Annotated in this window: 12 protein-coding genes; 8 read left to right on the top strand and 4 right to left on the bottom strand. The window is 70.2% G+C overall.

Annotated elements, in window-relative coordinates; translation table 11 throughout:
- Nucleotides 1-29 precede the first annotated feature (29 nt).
- Entirely contained in the window at nt 30-986 is a 957-nt protein-coding gene (locus ACFWPI_RS18005) for an SDR family NAD(P)-dependent oxidoreductase (protein ID WP_380372107.1), read from the bottom strand.
- Nucleotides 987-1124: 138 nt separating this feature from the next.
- On the opposite strand from ACFWPI_RS18005, the gene ACFWPI_RS18000 reads away from it, so the two are divergent.
- Nucleotides 1125-1718 (top strand): TetR/AcrR family transcriptional regulator, encoded by a 594-nt coding sequence (locus tag ACFWPI_RS18000; protein ID WP_380372104.1) that lies wholly within the window; start codon nt 1125-1127, stop codon nt 1716-1718.
- A 79-nt stretch (nt 1719-1797) separates the two neighbouring features.
- Here ACFWPI_RS18000 and ACFWPI_RS17995 read toward each other — a convergent pair whose 3' ends face one another.
- A complete protein-coding gene (locus ACFWPI_RS17995) occupies nt 1798-3807 on the bottom strand; it encodes a ricin-type beta-trefoil lectin domain protein (RefSeq protein ID WP_380372101.1) in 2010 nt (669 codons plus the stop codon).
- Nucleotides 3808-4150: 343 nt separating this feature from the next.
- Here ACFWPI_RS17995 and ACFWPI_RS17990 point away from each other — a divergent pair, with 343 nt between their 5' ends.
- Both ACFWPI_RS17990 and ACFWPI_RS17985 read left to right on the top strand, forming a co-directional pair.
- Nucleotides 4151-5332 carry a sensor histidine kinase gene (locus ACFWPI_RS17990; RefSeq protein WP_380424900.1) on the top strand — a complete coding sequence of 394 codons (1182 nt, stop codon included), beginning with the start codon at nt 4151-4153 and terminating at the stop codon, nt 5330-5332.
- A gap of 123 nt (nt 5333-5455) precedes the next feature.
- A complete protein-coding gene (locus ACFWPI_RS17985; RefSeq protein WP_159398405.1) occupies nt 5456-5704 on the top strand; it encodes a hypothetical protein in 249 nt (82 codons plus the stop codon).
- 1 nt (nt 5705) lies between these two features.
- Here the strand turns inward: ACFWPI_RS17985 and ACFWPI_RS17980 are convergent, their stop codons facing one another.
- Nucleotides 5706-6758: a HEAT repeat domain-containing protein gene (locus tag ACFWPI_RS17980; RefSeq protein ID WP_380376304.1), complete on the bottom strand. Its 1053-nt coding sequence runs from the start codon at nt 6756-6758 to the stop codon at nt 5706-5708.
- Nucleotides 6759-7070: 312 nt separating this feature from the next.
- Here ACFWPI_RS17980 and ACFWPI_RS17975 point away from each other — a divergent pair, with 312 nt between their 5' ends.
- Both ACFWPI_RS17975 and ACFWPI_RS17970 read left to right on the top strand, forming a co-directional pair.
- Nucleotides 7071-7910 carry a hypothetical protein gene (locus ACFWPI_RS17975; protein ID WP_380424897.1) on the top strand — a complete coding sequence of 280 codons (840 nt, stop codon included), beginning with the start codon at nt 7071-7073 and terminating at the stop codon, nt 7908-7910.
- 65 nt (nt 7911-7975) lie between these two features.
- Nucleotides 7976-8965 (top strand): sterol desaturase family protein, encoded by a 990-nt coding sequence (locus tag ACFWPI_RS17970; RefSeq protein ID WP_380376308.1) that lies wholly within the window; start codon nt 7976-7978, stop codon nt 8963-8965.
- A gap of 145 nt (nt 8966-9110) precedes the next feature.
- On the opposite strand, the gene ACFWPI_RS17965 is transcribed toward ACFWPI_RS17970, so the two are convergent.
- Nucleotides 9111-9635 carry an ATP-binding protein gene (locus ACFWPI_RS17965; RefSeq protein ID WP_380376310.1) on the bottom strand — a complete coding sequence of 175 codons (525 nt, stop codon included), beginning with the start codon at nt 9633-9635 and terminating at the stop codon, nt 9111-9113.
- Between the two features lie 330 nt (nt 9636-9965).
- Here ACFWPI_RS17965 and ACFWPI_RS17960 point away from each other — a divergent pair, with 330 nt between their 5' ends.
- From ACFWPI_RS17960 to ACFWPI_RS17950, 3 genes are all read left to right on the top strand, one after another.
- Complete coding sequence (locus ACFWPI_RS17960) at nt 9966-10523, top strand: DUF3291 domain-containing protein (RefSeq protein WP_380376413.1); 558 nt, start codon at nt 9966-9968, stop codon at nt 10521-10523.
- Nucleotides 10524-10722: 199 nt separating this feature from the next.
- Entirely contained in the window at nt 10723-11871 is a 1149-nt protein-coding gene (locus ACFWPI_RS17955) for a serine hydrolase domain-containing protein (protein WP_380376313.1), read from the top strand.
- Nucleotides 11872-12340: 469 nt separating this feature from the next.
- Nucleotides 12341-12760: a hypothetical protein gene (locus ACFWPI_RS17950; protein ID WP_380376316.1), complete on the top strand. Its 420-nt coding sequence runs from the start codon at nt 12341-12343 to the stop codon at nt 12758-12760.
- Nucleotides 12761-12765: the final 5 nt, after the last annotated feature.

Below are 12765 nucleotides of genomic sequence, written 5' to 3'. Positions count from 1 at the left end.
GGGGGAGCGGGGCGTTCTGCTGCGGGCCGTCAGTCGCGGCTGCCCAGGGTGTCGCGCGAGACCTGCCAGAGCAGGGCGGCCGCCTCGGGGTCGAGGGCGTACTCGGAGACGCCGCTGCGGGCGCTGAGCTCGCCGCGGACGGCTTCGTTGCAGTCCTCGAAGTAGCGGCCGCTGACGCCCGCCAGCAGCGGCGAGGCCGCGAGCAGGACGGACGTCGCCGCGCCCTGCTCGGTGGTCTTCCACAGCAGTTCCGCGCCGTTGGCGGCCTGGGCGCGCAGCCGGTCGAGCTCCTCCTCGGAGACGTGGCGCTGGAGGGCGGTGCGGATGCCGCCGGGCATCAGGGCGTTGACGGTGATGCCGTCCGCCGCCCAGCGCTTGGCGGCCTCGACCGCGAAGAGGACGTTGGCGGTCTTGGACTGGCCGTAGGCGGACCAGGGCTCGTAGGCGCGCTCGCGGAAGTGGATGTCCTCGAAGACGACGGGGGAGCGGTGGTGGGCGCTGGAGCTGACGGCCACGACGCGGGCGCCGCCGTCCCGGGCCAGGGCCGCGTGCAGGCCGGTGGCCAGCGCGAAGTGCCCGAGGTGGTTGGTGGCGAACTGGAGCTCCCAGCCCTCCGGCGTGCGGAGCTCGGGCGAGGCCATCACGCCGGCGTTGTTGACCAGGATGTGCAGGGGCCCGTCCCAGGCGGCGACGAACGCGGCGACGGAGGCCTGGTCGGCCAGGTCCAGCGGCGCGACCCGGAGGTCCTTGTTGCCGGTGGTCGCGGTGATGTCCTCGGCGGTGCGGGCGCCGGCGTCGAGGTTGCGGACCGCGAGGGTGACCTGCGCGCCCGCCGAGGCGAGGGCGCGTGCGGTCTCGACGCCGATGCCGGAGGCGCCGCCGGTGACGACGGCGCGGCGGCCGGTCAGGTCGACGCCGGAGATGACCTCGGCGGCGGTGGACTCGGCGCCGAAGGGGGTGGTGAGGCGCGGGGCGCTGGCGTTCATGATCGTTCCCGTCTGGTTGGGTGACCGGAGCTGGGGTGCGCGGGAGGGTGCGGCCGGTAGAGTGGAAACCGGAGGGCCCTCCGCATGTCTCCAGGTTAAGCGGAGGATCCTCCGCTTGCAACCCGAGGAGGACCAGCCGTGACCACCGCCGACCCCCGGCCGCTGCGCGCCGACGCGCGCCGCAACCGCGACCGACTGATCGAAGTAGCCGCACGGGCCTTCGCCCAGGACGGGCCGGACGCGACGCTCGGGGCGATCGCCAAGGAGGCCGGCGTGGGCATCGGCACCCTCTACCGGCACTTCGCCACCCGCGAGGAACTCGTCGAGGCGGTCTACCGCAGCGAACTCGCCAAGCTGTGCGACTCCGCCGCGGAGCTGCTGGACGGCACGGAACCCGACGCCGCATTGCGCGCCTGGATGGACGGCTTCGTCCGCTACATGACCACCAAGCGCGGGATGTCCGACGCGCTGCGCGCGCTCATAGCCTCCGGCGGGAACCCCTTCTCGCACAGCCGGGCGATGCTGACCGCCGCGATCACGCAACTCCTGCGGGCCGGGGCCGAGTCGGGCGTGCTGCGCGCCGACGTCGAACCGGAGGACGTGCTGTTCAGCCTCAGCGGCCTGTCCATGGCCGCGACCACCCCCGAGCACCACGCCCGGATGGAACGCCTCCTCGACCTCCTGATGGACGGCCTGCGCTACCACTCCGCCTCCGGGCGGGACGTCGGCTGAGAAGAACGACCGAAGGGCGCCAACCGTACGCGGCTGGCGCCCTTCGTCCTTCGTCGTGACTGCGGCCTGGTGCGGCCGGTCAGAGGAGCTGGAAGGTCCACTCCTGCTTCCAGCCGCCCTCGCAGCTCCACACCCCGAGCTGCTTGAAGTCGGAGTCGTGGGTGAGGCAGTTGTCGTCGTCGATCTGGACCCGGTACTTGCCGTTGCCGAGGCCGACGAACTGCCACTTCTGGTTGGAGGTGCCGCCCCACGCCTGCTGCTCGGCGACGTAGGTGTCGGGGTTCTCGGTGAGGTTGTACCCGAGGTCGTTGACGATCCGGTAGCGGTCCCCGCCCAGCGGCTTGATCGTCCAGGTGGACCCCTTGTACCCCAGGATCCCGCCCACGATCGGCGCACCCCAGGTCGAGGTCTCGGTGGGGGCCGACGCGCCCAGGCCGTTGGAGAGCTTCAGGAACAGCGGCCGCTCGGTCGGGACGGTCGGCTTGGTGTCCGGCTTCGGGTCCGGCTTCGGCTTGGGGTCCGGCTTGGGCTTCGGGTCCGGCTTCGTCGGGGTGGTCGGGTCGGTCGGGGTGATCACGCCGCCGGAGGTGGACTCCAGCACCCACGCCTGCTGCCAGCCCGACTTGCACGTCCACACGCCGAGCTGCTTGAAGTCGGCGTCGTGCGCGAGGCAGTCGTCGTCGGAGATCCGGATCTGGTACTTGCCGTTGCCGACTCCGACGAGCTCCCACTTCTGCTGGGAGGAGTTGCTCCACGGCTGGAGTTCAGCCATGTAGTTGCCGTTCTCGGTGAGTTCCAGCCCGTACGAGCTGGTGATCCGGTAGCGACCGCCGCCGACCGAGGTGAGCTTCCACTTGGACTCGTTGCCACCCCGGAGGCCGGGGACGACCGACGCGCCGGCGGAGCCGCTGACCGGGACGGCGCCCAGACCGTTGTCGAGCTTCAGGTACACGTCGGCGCCGTTGTTGCCGCCGCCTCCGCCGGGCGTGGGCGGGTTGGTGGTCGGCGGGGTGCCGCCCCAGGCCCAGTTCTGGTTGGGCGCGTCACGCCGGTCCTCGGAGCCGCAGGCCCAGGCCGCCACGGTGCTGCCGTTGGAGGTCCGGCCGTTGAAGTCGTCGATGCAGACGTCCTTGGACCGGTCGTCCATGTCCGTCATGTGCCGGAAACCGCCGCTGGCCGACATGTTCCAGCGCTGACCGGGGATCTCCAGGCAGTCCCAGACCTGGAGCTTGGTCCCGTTCGCGGTCTTGTTGGCCTCCAGGTCGAGGCACTTGCCGTTGGCCGCCTGGAGCTTGTACCCGTTGTACGTCCACTTCTGGGCGTCGCTGCCGTTGCACTCCCACATCTGCACGGGGGTGCCGTTCGCGTTGCCGTTGCCGTTGACGTCCAGGCAGGCGTGGTAGCCGGGGCTGGAGTCGGGGGTCAGGCTGCCGGTCCTGGTGCCGTAGCCGGACCGCGCGGGGAAGTGGATGCTGCGCACGTCGCCGTCGCACTTGTACGGCCGCGCGGTGCCCGCCCGGCAGGTCCACGGCTCCTTCTTGACGGTGTCGCCGTCATTGCCGATGAACGCCCAGTTCATGTACCCGCCGTCGCCGCGGTTGCGGAGGGTCGAGTCCCCCTGGAAAACCCAGATCCGGAATATGTCGTAGCCGGAAGGCTCCTTCTTCTCCTTGTCCAGGAAATGGTTGAGCTTGTAGGTGGTGTCGATCAACACCCCCTTCATGTCGGACTTGTACTCGTTCTTGAACCACTCGGTGTCATACAGGTCGGTGCCCACGGTCTTGAACACCATGACGTTGAACCCGGGAAACTTCGCGCTCAACTTCGACGCGGTGCTCTGGGTGAACTCCGCGTTGTCCAGCTTGTTGAGGTTGGCGGCGTTGCGCATGAGCCTGATCGTGTCGAAGGCGGAGCTGATCAGCGCGGTCATGCAGTTGCCGCCGCCCGGCGAGGCCGGGGTTCCACAGGTCTTGTCCGCGTGGAGGGGCGGCTCCGGCGCGGCCTGGGCCTGTGCGGTCAGGCCGGAGACCATGGCGACTGCGGCGATCCCGCAGGCCAGGGCGCGTTTGAGGCGGGAGAGGGGTTTCATATCGGATTCATCTTTCTGGTCGGCAAGGATGGATCGTAGGTTCCGGAATCCTCCGTCTCGCGACTCCATACGGAATCCATATGGCGGGCCGGGAGGTCTTGACGCCTTTTCACGCACCGCCCCGGAACGGTGGACTCCGCGGACCGAACTCAATGCCGTGGCCGACCTCGGAAAGGTCAAGGACCCACCCTGGGCCGGTCAAGTCGGTGCCCCGTGCGGCTCTTCGGGGAGTCGATCGACCAGTGCTGCTCTGCCGAACGGCAGATGCCTGACGATCCGTCATGTGCTGGGGGGCGCACCGTTCCTCCGTCGTGCGTAGGCTCGGCCCGTGCAGACCGAACTGATGCCTGACACGCGTCGCCGCCGCGCGGTGTGTGCGGCGGCGACGGCAGTGGTCGCGGCTCCGGCGGCGATCGCCCCACCGAGTGCGTGGACCGGGGCCGTCGTCGCCGCCGCGGCGATGGCGACCGCGATCCTGCGTCGGCCGCTGGGCCCGGTCGCCCCCGTCCTGGCGGCCGGCCTGGTCGCGGGGCTCTCGCTCGTCACGGACGCCGTCCATCCCGGACCGCAGGGATTGGTGCTGTCGTGGCTCCCGGTCGAGTTCGCGGCCATGCTGGTGCTGGCCGGGAGGGTGATCCGGCGGGCGCCGGTCCGCCAAGCCGCCCTGGTCGGTTCGGCGTTGGCGCTCGCGCTGATGGCGCTCCCGCTGCGCTTCACGCTCCGGCGGCCGCAGGCGGTCCTCGAACCGTCGGTGGTCGCCGTCGCCATGGCGATGTTCCCGGTGGCCTGCGCCGTCGGCGTCGGGCTCTACCTGCGGGGCCAGGACAACCAGCGGGCCCGCGCCGTCCAGCGGGCCCGCCGGGAGCAGCGGCTCGACGTGGGCAGGGATCTCCACGACTTCGTCGCCCACGAGTTGACCGGGATCCTGCTGGAGGTCCAGGCCGCGCAGGTCAGCGCCTACGACGAAGAGGAGAACAGGGAGCTCCTGTCCCGCCTGGAGGCGGCCGGCCTGCGGGCGCTGGACTCGATGGACCACACCCTGCAGACCCTGCGCGACCCGGAGGCGCCCGCGCTCGCCGAACCGCCGCCGACCAAGGTCCACGGCCTCGCCGACCTCTCGGAGGTGGTCGACCGCTTCCTGGCGTCCGGCACGACCGGCGGTTCCCTCGAACTGGAGCCGGGCCTGGCGGGGGCCGCCCCGCGCGCGATCCAGGACGCGGCCTACCGCGTCGTCCTGGAGGCGCTGACCAACGTCCGCCGGCACGCCCCGAGCGCGGGCCGGCTGGAGGTGGAGGTGGTTGGCGTCCCGGGCCCCGCCCTGCGGGTCACCGTCACCGACAGCGGGCGGCAGGGCGGCCCCGGCGGTCTGCCTGCCCGCCGCCCCGGCGGTGGGGGCACCGGCCTGGCCGGCTTGTCCGAGCGGATCGGCGCCCTCGGCGGGGACCTGTCGGCCGGCCCGCACGCCCGCGGCTGGCGCGTCCGCGGGGTGCTGCCGCTGCGACCCGAGCGGAGGGGGCGGGGCTGACGGGGCGGGGTTGACGGGTTCCGACGGTCCGGAGACTGCCCGCGTACGGCGCTGATATCTTCGGGCGCCGCCTGTCGGTGGGTGGGCACCGGTGGCCGCACCGGCGTTTCCGTCGCCAGTGCCATGGCGATCAACGTGGACACAGAAGGTGGGAGGACACGCGAAGTGTCAACAACGCCAGAGTTCCGTGGCTTTGACCTGGTACGGCGTGGCTACGAGCGCCAGCAAGTCGACCGCTACCTCAGCGCCCTGTCCGAAGCCGGTTCACCGCCGCCCCCGCCGGCGTTCGAGATCGTGCGGCGCGGCTACGACCGCGAGCAGGTCGACGCGCGCATCGCGGACCTCCTGCGCGGCAGGGGCACCAAGGGCTAGATCAGGCGGGCTGGATCCTCGGCAGGTCGGTCGAGACCAGTTCGGCGGCGCGCGTGGGGTCGCCGTCCGCGCGGGTGAGCAGCGCCTCGATGTCGTAGCCCGTTGACTCCGGGGCGGCGTGGATGTCGAGGGAGCGGCCCCAGCCGCAGCGTTCCATCGAGACGGCGGCGTCCAGGTCGGGGCGGAGCCGGTGGAGCGTGCAGACCAGTTCCCAGGCGAAGGCGTCCAGGCGGGCCCGCCGCACCGGGTTGCAGGCGTTCACGGCGTCGGTGGTCCAGTCGTCGCCGGGCTCGTACTCCGGGAGGGGCGGCAGGAGTTCGGGGTCGCCCGTGATCGGCTCCGCGCTGAACGTGAGGACGTGTGCGCCCTCGGGGTTGCCGATCAGTTCGGCCAGGAGCGGGACGACGCGGGGGTCGTGCCGACTGGCCAGTCCGTGGATTGCTTCCATGCGGGTCTCGTCGTGCTCGTCGGCCGTCCGCTCCCAGAGCGCGGCCCGGATCGCGGGGCTGTCCGCCCTGGACTGGACGCCGAGGGTGAACGTCGCCCAGTCGCGGACGTGCGGGTTCTGGTCCTGGGTCAGCCCGATGAGGGTGCGGATGTCCGGCCCGTCCGGCAGGCCGGTGAGGACCTCCGCGAACGAGCGGGCCACTCCCTCACGGACCTCGGCGTCGGGGTGCCCGGCGAGGGTGACGAGGACGGGGACGGCGCGCGGGTCGTGCGTCTTCTCGATCGCGCGTGCCAGGGCGCGCAGCACGTGCTCGTCGGTCTCCCGCTGGGCGAGGGCGACGAGCGCGGTGGCCGTTTCGGTGCGGACTGCCTCGTGGTGGTGGATGGTGTCGCGCAGCAGGTCGCAGCCTGTCGCGCGCTCGATCGGATCGGCGGAGCCGATGAGTTCCAGGCCGAGCGGAAGTGCCGCCGCGTCGGCGGACGCCCGCCACAGCAGCGGGCCGTACTCGTTCCAGCCGTCGTGGTCGTCCGGGTCGTCCGAGGCGGTGATGGCGCGCATTGCCGACAGTGCCTGGGAGACCAGTTCCGCGACGGTGTCCGTTTCCATGCGGGCATTCTGGTGCACGAAACCGCGGGTGCGCGCGGGAATTGTCGGCCCGACCGCGCTTCCGGTCCACGGCTGCGTCGACGCCGGCGGGCGTGTGCGGGTGTCGCAGGATGCCCCCGGGAAGGATCTTGACGTGGTCATGAGCAGGGGCGATCATAGCGGAGCGCCGCGCAACACCGATGTGCAAGAAGGTCGTTGAAGGCGCTCGGCCTGGGTCGTCAGGGGATTTCCCGGACAGGACCCATCCCTTTCGAAGGGTCGGCGGTGCGGAAGCCGGCCGGCTGCGGAGTCGGCCATGACGAAAGGGAGTTGGTGGACGTTACGAAGTCGTGGGTCCGTTGGTGCCGATCCGTTCGCTCGGTTGCGGACTTCGCGGTGGGATGGTTCGGCCATGGCCGGACTGCGGCCGCCGACCCCCCGGTGGCGCCGATGCTGCTCGCCGCCGCCCGAAACAACTCGTCCTGGTGCGAGGCGATGTGTCGGGCGCACGGGTTCTCCGGAGAACTCTCCGACGTCGCGTGGGTGAATCTGAAGAAGAGCCTCACGTACTACCCGAATCTGGTGATTCTGAGCCCGTCGATGTCCGGCTCTGAGGTTCTCGACGTCCTGCGGGAGGCACCGCTGGGGCCGCTTTTCGTCAAGGACAGTTTCGCCAACGCCGACCTCCTCCCGGGGAACTATCGAATTCTCATCGAGGCGGAGTGGATCCATCGGCCGGCTGCGGTCGCGGCCGCGGCGCAGGTGGCGTCACGGGACGGTGCCGACCAGCGGTGGCGGCGTATCGCCGGGACCGATGAGTTGCGTACGTGGGAGCAGGCATGGGCGGGCGGCGACACGTCGGTGAACACGTTCCCCGAATCCCTTCTGCTCGATGACGGCGTGATCTTCCTCGGGGGATTCTCGGGCGACAGCCTGGTGGCGGGAGCCGTGCTTCACCTGAGCCATGGTGTGGCGGGGGTGACGAACGTCTTCGGCCCCCCGGAGGAATCTTCCCGGACATGGGCCGGTCTCGTCTCCTGTGCTCACGAAGAGGCGCCGGGAATCGACCTGGTCGGATACGAGCGGGACGCGGAGCTGGCGGCCGCCGAGGAAAACGGATTCGCGTCGCTTGGGCCGGTTCGGATATGGCAGCAGATGGCCGGAAGCCAATAAATACCTGCCCGTCCCGAGCGGAGGGGTGCAGAAGAAGTCCGAAGAAGTCCAGGGGGAGATCAGGAATGAAATTAGCAACCGAAAGAGACCTCGGCGCCGCACGCAGAACCCTGCGTTTCACCATCCGCTATCTCAGCTATCCGATCCTCATGGTGCTGACACTCGGGGCATCCATCACCCTGGTCGACACCTCGTTCCCGCAGTGGGCCATCGTGCCGATGGTCACCCTCTTCGCCTCGGTGTACGTGGCCGTCCTGGAGCGGGTCCAGCCGTTCTACGAGGGCTGGAACCGCTCGCGCAAGGACGTCGTTTCGGACGCCACTTCCAGCCTGGTGGCCCTGCTGGTGGTCGCCCGGCTGATCGAGCCGCTGTTCCTCTCGGTCCTGTTCGCCGGATCCGTCCTGCTGTCCGAAGAGCTGGACAGCACGTTGTGGCCGACGAGTTGGCCTCCCGTCGCCCAGGCCGCACTGGCGCTCCTGGTGGGAGAGTTCTTCTACTACTGGATGCATCGGTGGATTCACGGTTCGCGGGTCTTCTGGCGCTTCCATGCGGTGCACCACAGCTCGGAGCGGCTCTACTGGCTCAACTCCGCCCGGTTCCACCCCATCGACTTCTTCCTCGACGACGTGGCGATCGTCTTCCCGCTGGCCCTGACCGGGTGGACGCTGCACAGCATCTCCGGCCTGATCATCCTTCTCACCTTCTACAACTGCCACGGCGTCACCATGCACTCCAACATGGACGTCCGGCTGGGCCCGCTGAACTACCTGGTGCCCGGACCGGAAGGGCACCGCTGGCACCACTCGCGGGACCTGCGCGAAGCCAACAAGAACTTCGGTGGCAAGGTCGTCCTGTGGGATCTGCTGTTCGGGACCTTCTACCTGCCCGGTGACCGGATGCCGCCCGAGGACATCGGCCTGGCCGACCAGGTCCGCCTGCCGGACTCCTACCTCGGCCTGCTGCTGGCTCCGTTCCGCTGGTCCAAGCTCCCGCTGCGCAAGCCCGAACCGGCATCCGGCGCCGTCCTGGTCGAGGAAAAGGCGGGCAGCGTCTGATCCTGCGCCGGGGCTGCGCAGGAAGTCGGGCCGGCCGACTTCCTGCGCGGTCGGGCGTTGGGCGGGCTGAGCCGGTCCCTGGTGGAGGCTGTTCGCGCTACTCGACACCGGAAGGCCATTTCTTGTTGCGGGTGGCGGGCGGACCTCAACTCCTGACGGCCTCTGCGATCTGCAGGGCGGCCTGGGCGGGCGTGAGGTGCGTGGTGTCGACGACCTCGGCCTCGGCGTGCAACCAGGTACGGGCCGCTTCGGCGTAGGGCTCAAGGTGGTTGAGGCGGAACCGGGAGTTGGGGCCGACCACAGTGTCCCCCGCGATGCGGCCGCGGAGGGTCTCCTGGTCGGCGTGGAGGACGAAGTGCCGCACCGGAATGGCGTGGTGGGCGAGGCCCGTGCTGATCTCGCGCCAGTACTGCTCGACCAGGACGGTCATCGGCATCACCAGAGTCCCGCCGGTGTAGTCGAGCACGTGGCGGGCGGTCTCGACTACGAGTGGCCGCCACGGCGGCCAGTGCTGGAAGTTGTCCGTCCCGGGCAGGCCCGGCGTGATGTCCATGAGTGTCTCGCCGACCTTCTCGGCGTCGAACACCCGGGAGTCGGGGATCAGTTGCTGCACGAGTGCACTGGTCGTGGTCTTGCCCGCGCCGTGGGTGCCGTTGAGCCATACGATCACGGGCTCGACGTTAGCGGTGCGCGGGCCGTAGGAACGGGCACAGCGGAAACCCGGGCGAGTTCGGCACGGACTGGCCCGGCGGCGTGCCCGTACAGGTGCACGCGAAGGAGGCCGACCCGTTCTTCGCCGAGGACCTCGACGCCGCCCGCGCCCGCAACGGCCGGTGCAAGAGGCCATTTTGGCGGGGAAAACGCAACTTCGACAGGGGTCGCGGAGGCGGCTATCTTCCACCTGGTCCTCGGCGATCGCCCACGGTCGTACGGGAGTTCCTCCGGGCTGAGCCGCCCGCGGCCGGGCCCACGCCATGCACCCCCAACCAGGGAGAGACGCATTCCTCATCTTGCGCTGTACACGTTCGGCGTCCTGAAGTCACCTCTCGCCGATCCCGCGCCTCTCACGCGCGAACTCCACGACACCGGCGAGGCCGTCTACCGGAAGATCAGCGAGCACCCCGGGTACCTCGCCCATGCCGAAGCGGCAGACGGCGGCCGGGGCACGCACTTCGACTTGGACTGGGGCGCATGGGGGGAGTTCGCCGTACCGGCCTGGTACGGCAAGGGCTGCACGGCGGAAACGACCGCCCTGGCCGCGACCCTCTCCCTCTGGACCGACCTGCGCTCCGCCCTCGACGCCATCTACACCGGCCTGCACCGCGAGGCGCTGAACAGGCGTTACGACTGGTTCGAGAGGACAGGACGCCCGGCTTACGCGTTCTGGTGGGTGCCCGACGGAGCGATACCCACCTGGCAGGACGGGGTTTCGAGGCTGGAACACCTCCACGACCACGGCTCCGCGCCGCACGCCTTCACCTTCCACCACGCGTTCGCCCCGGACGGAACTCCGGCCAGGGTCGGAGGCATCGGGCCGAAGAGCGACCAGGTCCGCTGACAAGGAAGCCTCAACGACCAGTTGGTGGAAGTGGAGGCGGTGGCCGTGCTGCCGTGAACCCGCACTCCTGCGGACATAGGGGGATAACCCCACCCAAGACCGGGTGGGTAGCAGCATCGTCGCAGGTGGTTTGTTCCGGAGAGGGTGGGGGTAACGGCGCGATCCGCCGTTTCCCTCGACGAACAACCGGAGTTGACACATGCGCAAGCAGGCGCGGCAGACCGTCCATCCGTCCCGGCACCGGAAGATCCTGGTGGCCGCCATGGCCGTCGGTGCCCTGGCGACGGGGGTACTGGCCCCGACCGCGGCGTTCGCGGCGCCGAAGCCGGACATCGTCCAGCAGGGCCTCGACGCGCTGGTGCGGGACGACGGCATTCCCGGTGCGCTGGCGACCGTCGAGAAGGGGCACGGCCGCGCCCGCAACTACACCGCCGGGGTGGGTGACCTGGCCACCAAGGCGAAGGTCCCGGTCGACGGTCAGGTGCGGATGGGCAGCAACACCAAGACGTTCACGGCGACGGTCGTGCTGCAACTGGTCGGAGAGGGGAAGATCGACCTCGACGGACCCGTCGAGACCTACCTGCCGGGCCTCCTCCGCGGGGACGGCATCGACGGGCGAAAGATCACCGTCCGTCAGCTCCTCCAGCACACCAGCGGGCTCCCGGACTACCTCAAGGGCGATGTCCCGCCCCGCTACTACGAGCCGCGCGACCTCCTCGACACCGCACTGAAGTTCAAGGCCGACTTCGCCCCGGGCGACCGGTCCAAGTACAGCAACACGAACTACATCGTGGCCGGACTGATCGTCCAACGGGTCACCGGCCGCCCGCTCGCGGCGGAGATCGACCGCCGCATCGTCAAGCGCATCGGCCTGCGCCACACCTACTTCCCCGCCCCCGGCGACGTGACCATCCGCGAGCCGCACCCCAAGGGCTACTACCGGGACACCCCGGACGCGCCGCTGGGCGACGTCACGGAGACGGACCCGTCCTTCGGCTGGGCAGCTGGTCAGATGATCTCCACCAACTCCGACCTCAACCGGTTCTTCTCCGAACTGCTCCACGGCGACCTGCTCCGGCCCGCCCAGCTCGCCGAGATGAAGAAGACCGTCCCCGCCGACTACCTCGGCCCCGGCGCCGCTTACGGGCTCGGCCTCGTGAGCAAGCCCCTGCCCTGCGGCGGCGGGCTCTACTGGGGCCACGGTGGCAGTTTCCCGGGCTACGAGACCCGGGGCGGCGTCACGGAGGACGGCAGCGCTGCGGCGAACATCGCCGTGACGAACCGGCCGGCCGACCCGGCGGCCATGAAGCACGTCGAGGGCCTGGTGGAAGCCGCCCTCTGCCGCTGAGGCCGCTGAGGCCGCTGAGGCCGCTGAGGCCGCTGAGGCCGCTGGGGCCGCGGACGTCCCGGCGCCGAGGCCGCCCGGCGCACTTCGGTGCCGGGCGGCCCCGGTTTGTTGGCTATCTTCCGGCCTCGAATGGGCCAGGGGCGCGGTAGCTGGACTTTTGCCAGTTGGTGTCGGCCGGCTGGGGTCCCGTTGTTTGGCGCAGGAAGTCGGGCTGGCCGACTTCCTGCGCTGTGGTGTGTCCAGATGAATGAGTCCAAGGGGCGTCGGCGGCTGTCCGGTCGAAGTCGGGGTTCTGCATCCTCCGCGCGGGGGAGTCGAGTTGGACCTTGCGCATGATTCGGCGGGGCGGACCGCGGGACAGCATGGGGCCATGGTCACGTTTGGGACACCGACAGCCGCTGCCGCCTCCGAGAGTCGGCCTCCTGCCCGTTGGGTGGTCCGAGTCGCGCACATTGCGGCACTCACCGCTGTGCCGTCCGGGATCTGGCGGATCGCGATGGGGGTCGGCATGCCGGTGGGGTTCAACACCACGGGATTGGACATCCCCGGCTGGTTCAGCGTCATGTGCATCGCGATGAGCTTGGGTACCGAAGGGCTCACGTTGCTCACCCTCGGGCTGGTCAAGCCCTGGGGCGAGGTGGTGCCGGGCTGGATCCCGCTGATCGGGGGGAAGCGTGTCGCGCCGCTGGCGGCGGTGATTCCGGCGTTGCTCGGCGCGGCCGTTGTGATGCTGCTGACGATCCCCCGGGCGGGCGGCTTCGGAGGGGCGCAGGGAGCCCCGACCGGGGCGGCACTCGTCGTGATGGACGCCTGTTACGCCCCGCTGCTGCTGTGGGGGCCGCTGCTCGCGGTCGTCACGATCGCCTACTACCGGCGGCGCCTGGACTGAGCAGG

The sequence above is a fragment of the Kitasatospora sp. NPDC058492 genome (genome assembly GCF_042720685.1).
Lineage (GTDB): Bacteria > Actinomycetota > Actinomycetes > Streptomycetales > Streptomycetaceae > Kitasatospora.
The sequence above is the reverse complement of the archived record's forward strand: the minus strand, read 5'-3'. Positions and strand labels throughout refer to the sequence as shown.

What these genes read in the sequence shown, in the direction of transcription:
- ACFWPI_RS18005 (WP_380372107.1), bottom strand. Translation starts at nt 986, where the DNA reads ATGAACGCCAGCGCCCCGCGCCTCACCACCCCCTTCGGCGCCGAGTCC.
- ACFWPI_RS17995 (WP_380372101.1), bottom strand. Translation starts at nt 3,807, where the DNA reads ATGAAACCCCTCTCCCGCCTCAAACGCGCCCTGGCCTGCGGGATCGCC.
- ACFWPI_RS17990 (WP_380424900.1), top strand. Translation starts at nt 4,151, where the DNA reads ATGCCTGACACGCGTCGCCGCCGCGCGGTGTGTGCGGCGGCGACGGCA.
- ACFWPI_RS17985 (WP_159398405.1), top strand. Translation starts at nt 5,456, where the DNA reads ATGGCGATCAACGTGGACACAGAAGGTGGGAGGACACGCGAAGTGTCA.
- ACFWPI_RS17980 (WP_380376304.1), bottom strand. Translation starts at nt 6,758, where the DNA reads ATGGAAACGGACACCGTCGCGGAACTGGTCTCCCAGGCACTGTCGGCA.
- ACFWPI_RS17970 (WP_380376308.1), top strand. Translation starts at nt 7,976, where the DNA reads ATGAAATTAGCAACCGAAAGAGACCTCGGCGCCGCACGCAGAACCCTG.
- ACFWPI_RS17955 (WP_380376313.1), top strand. Translation starts at nt 10,723, where the DNA reads ATGCGCAAGCAGGCGCGGCAGACCGTCCATCCGTCCCGGCACCGGAAG.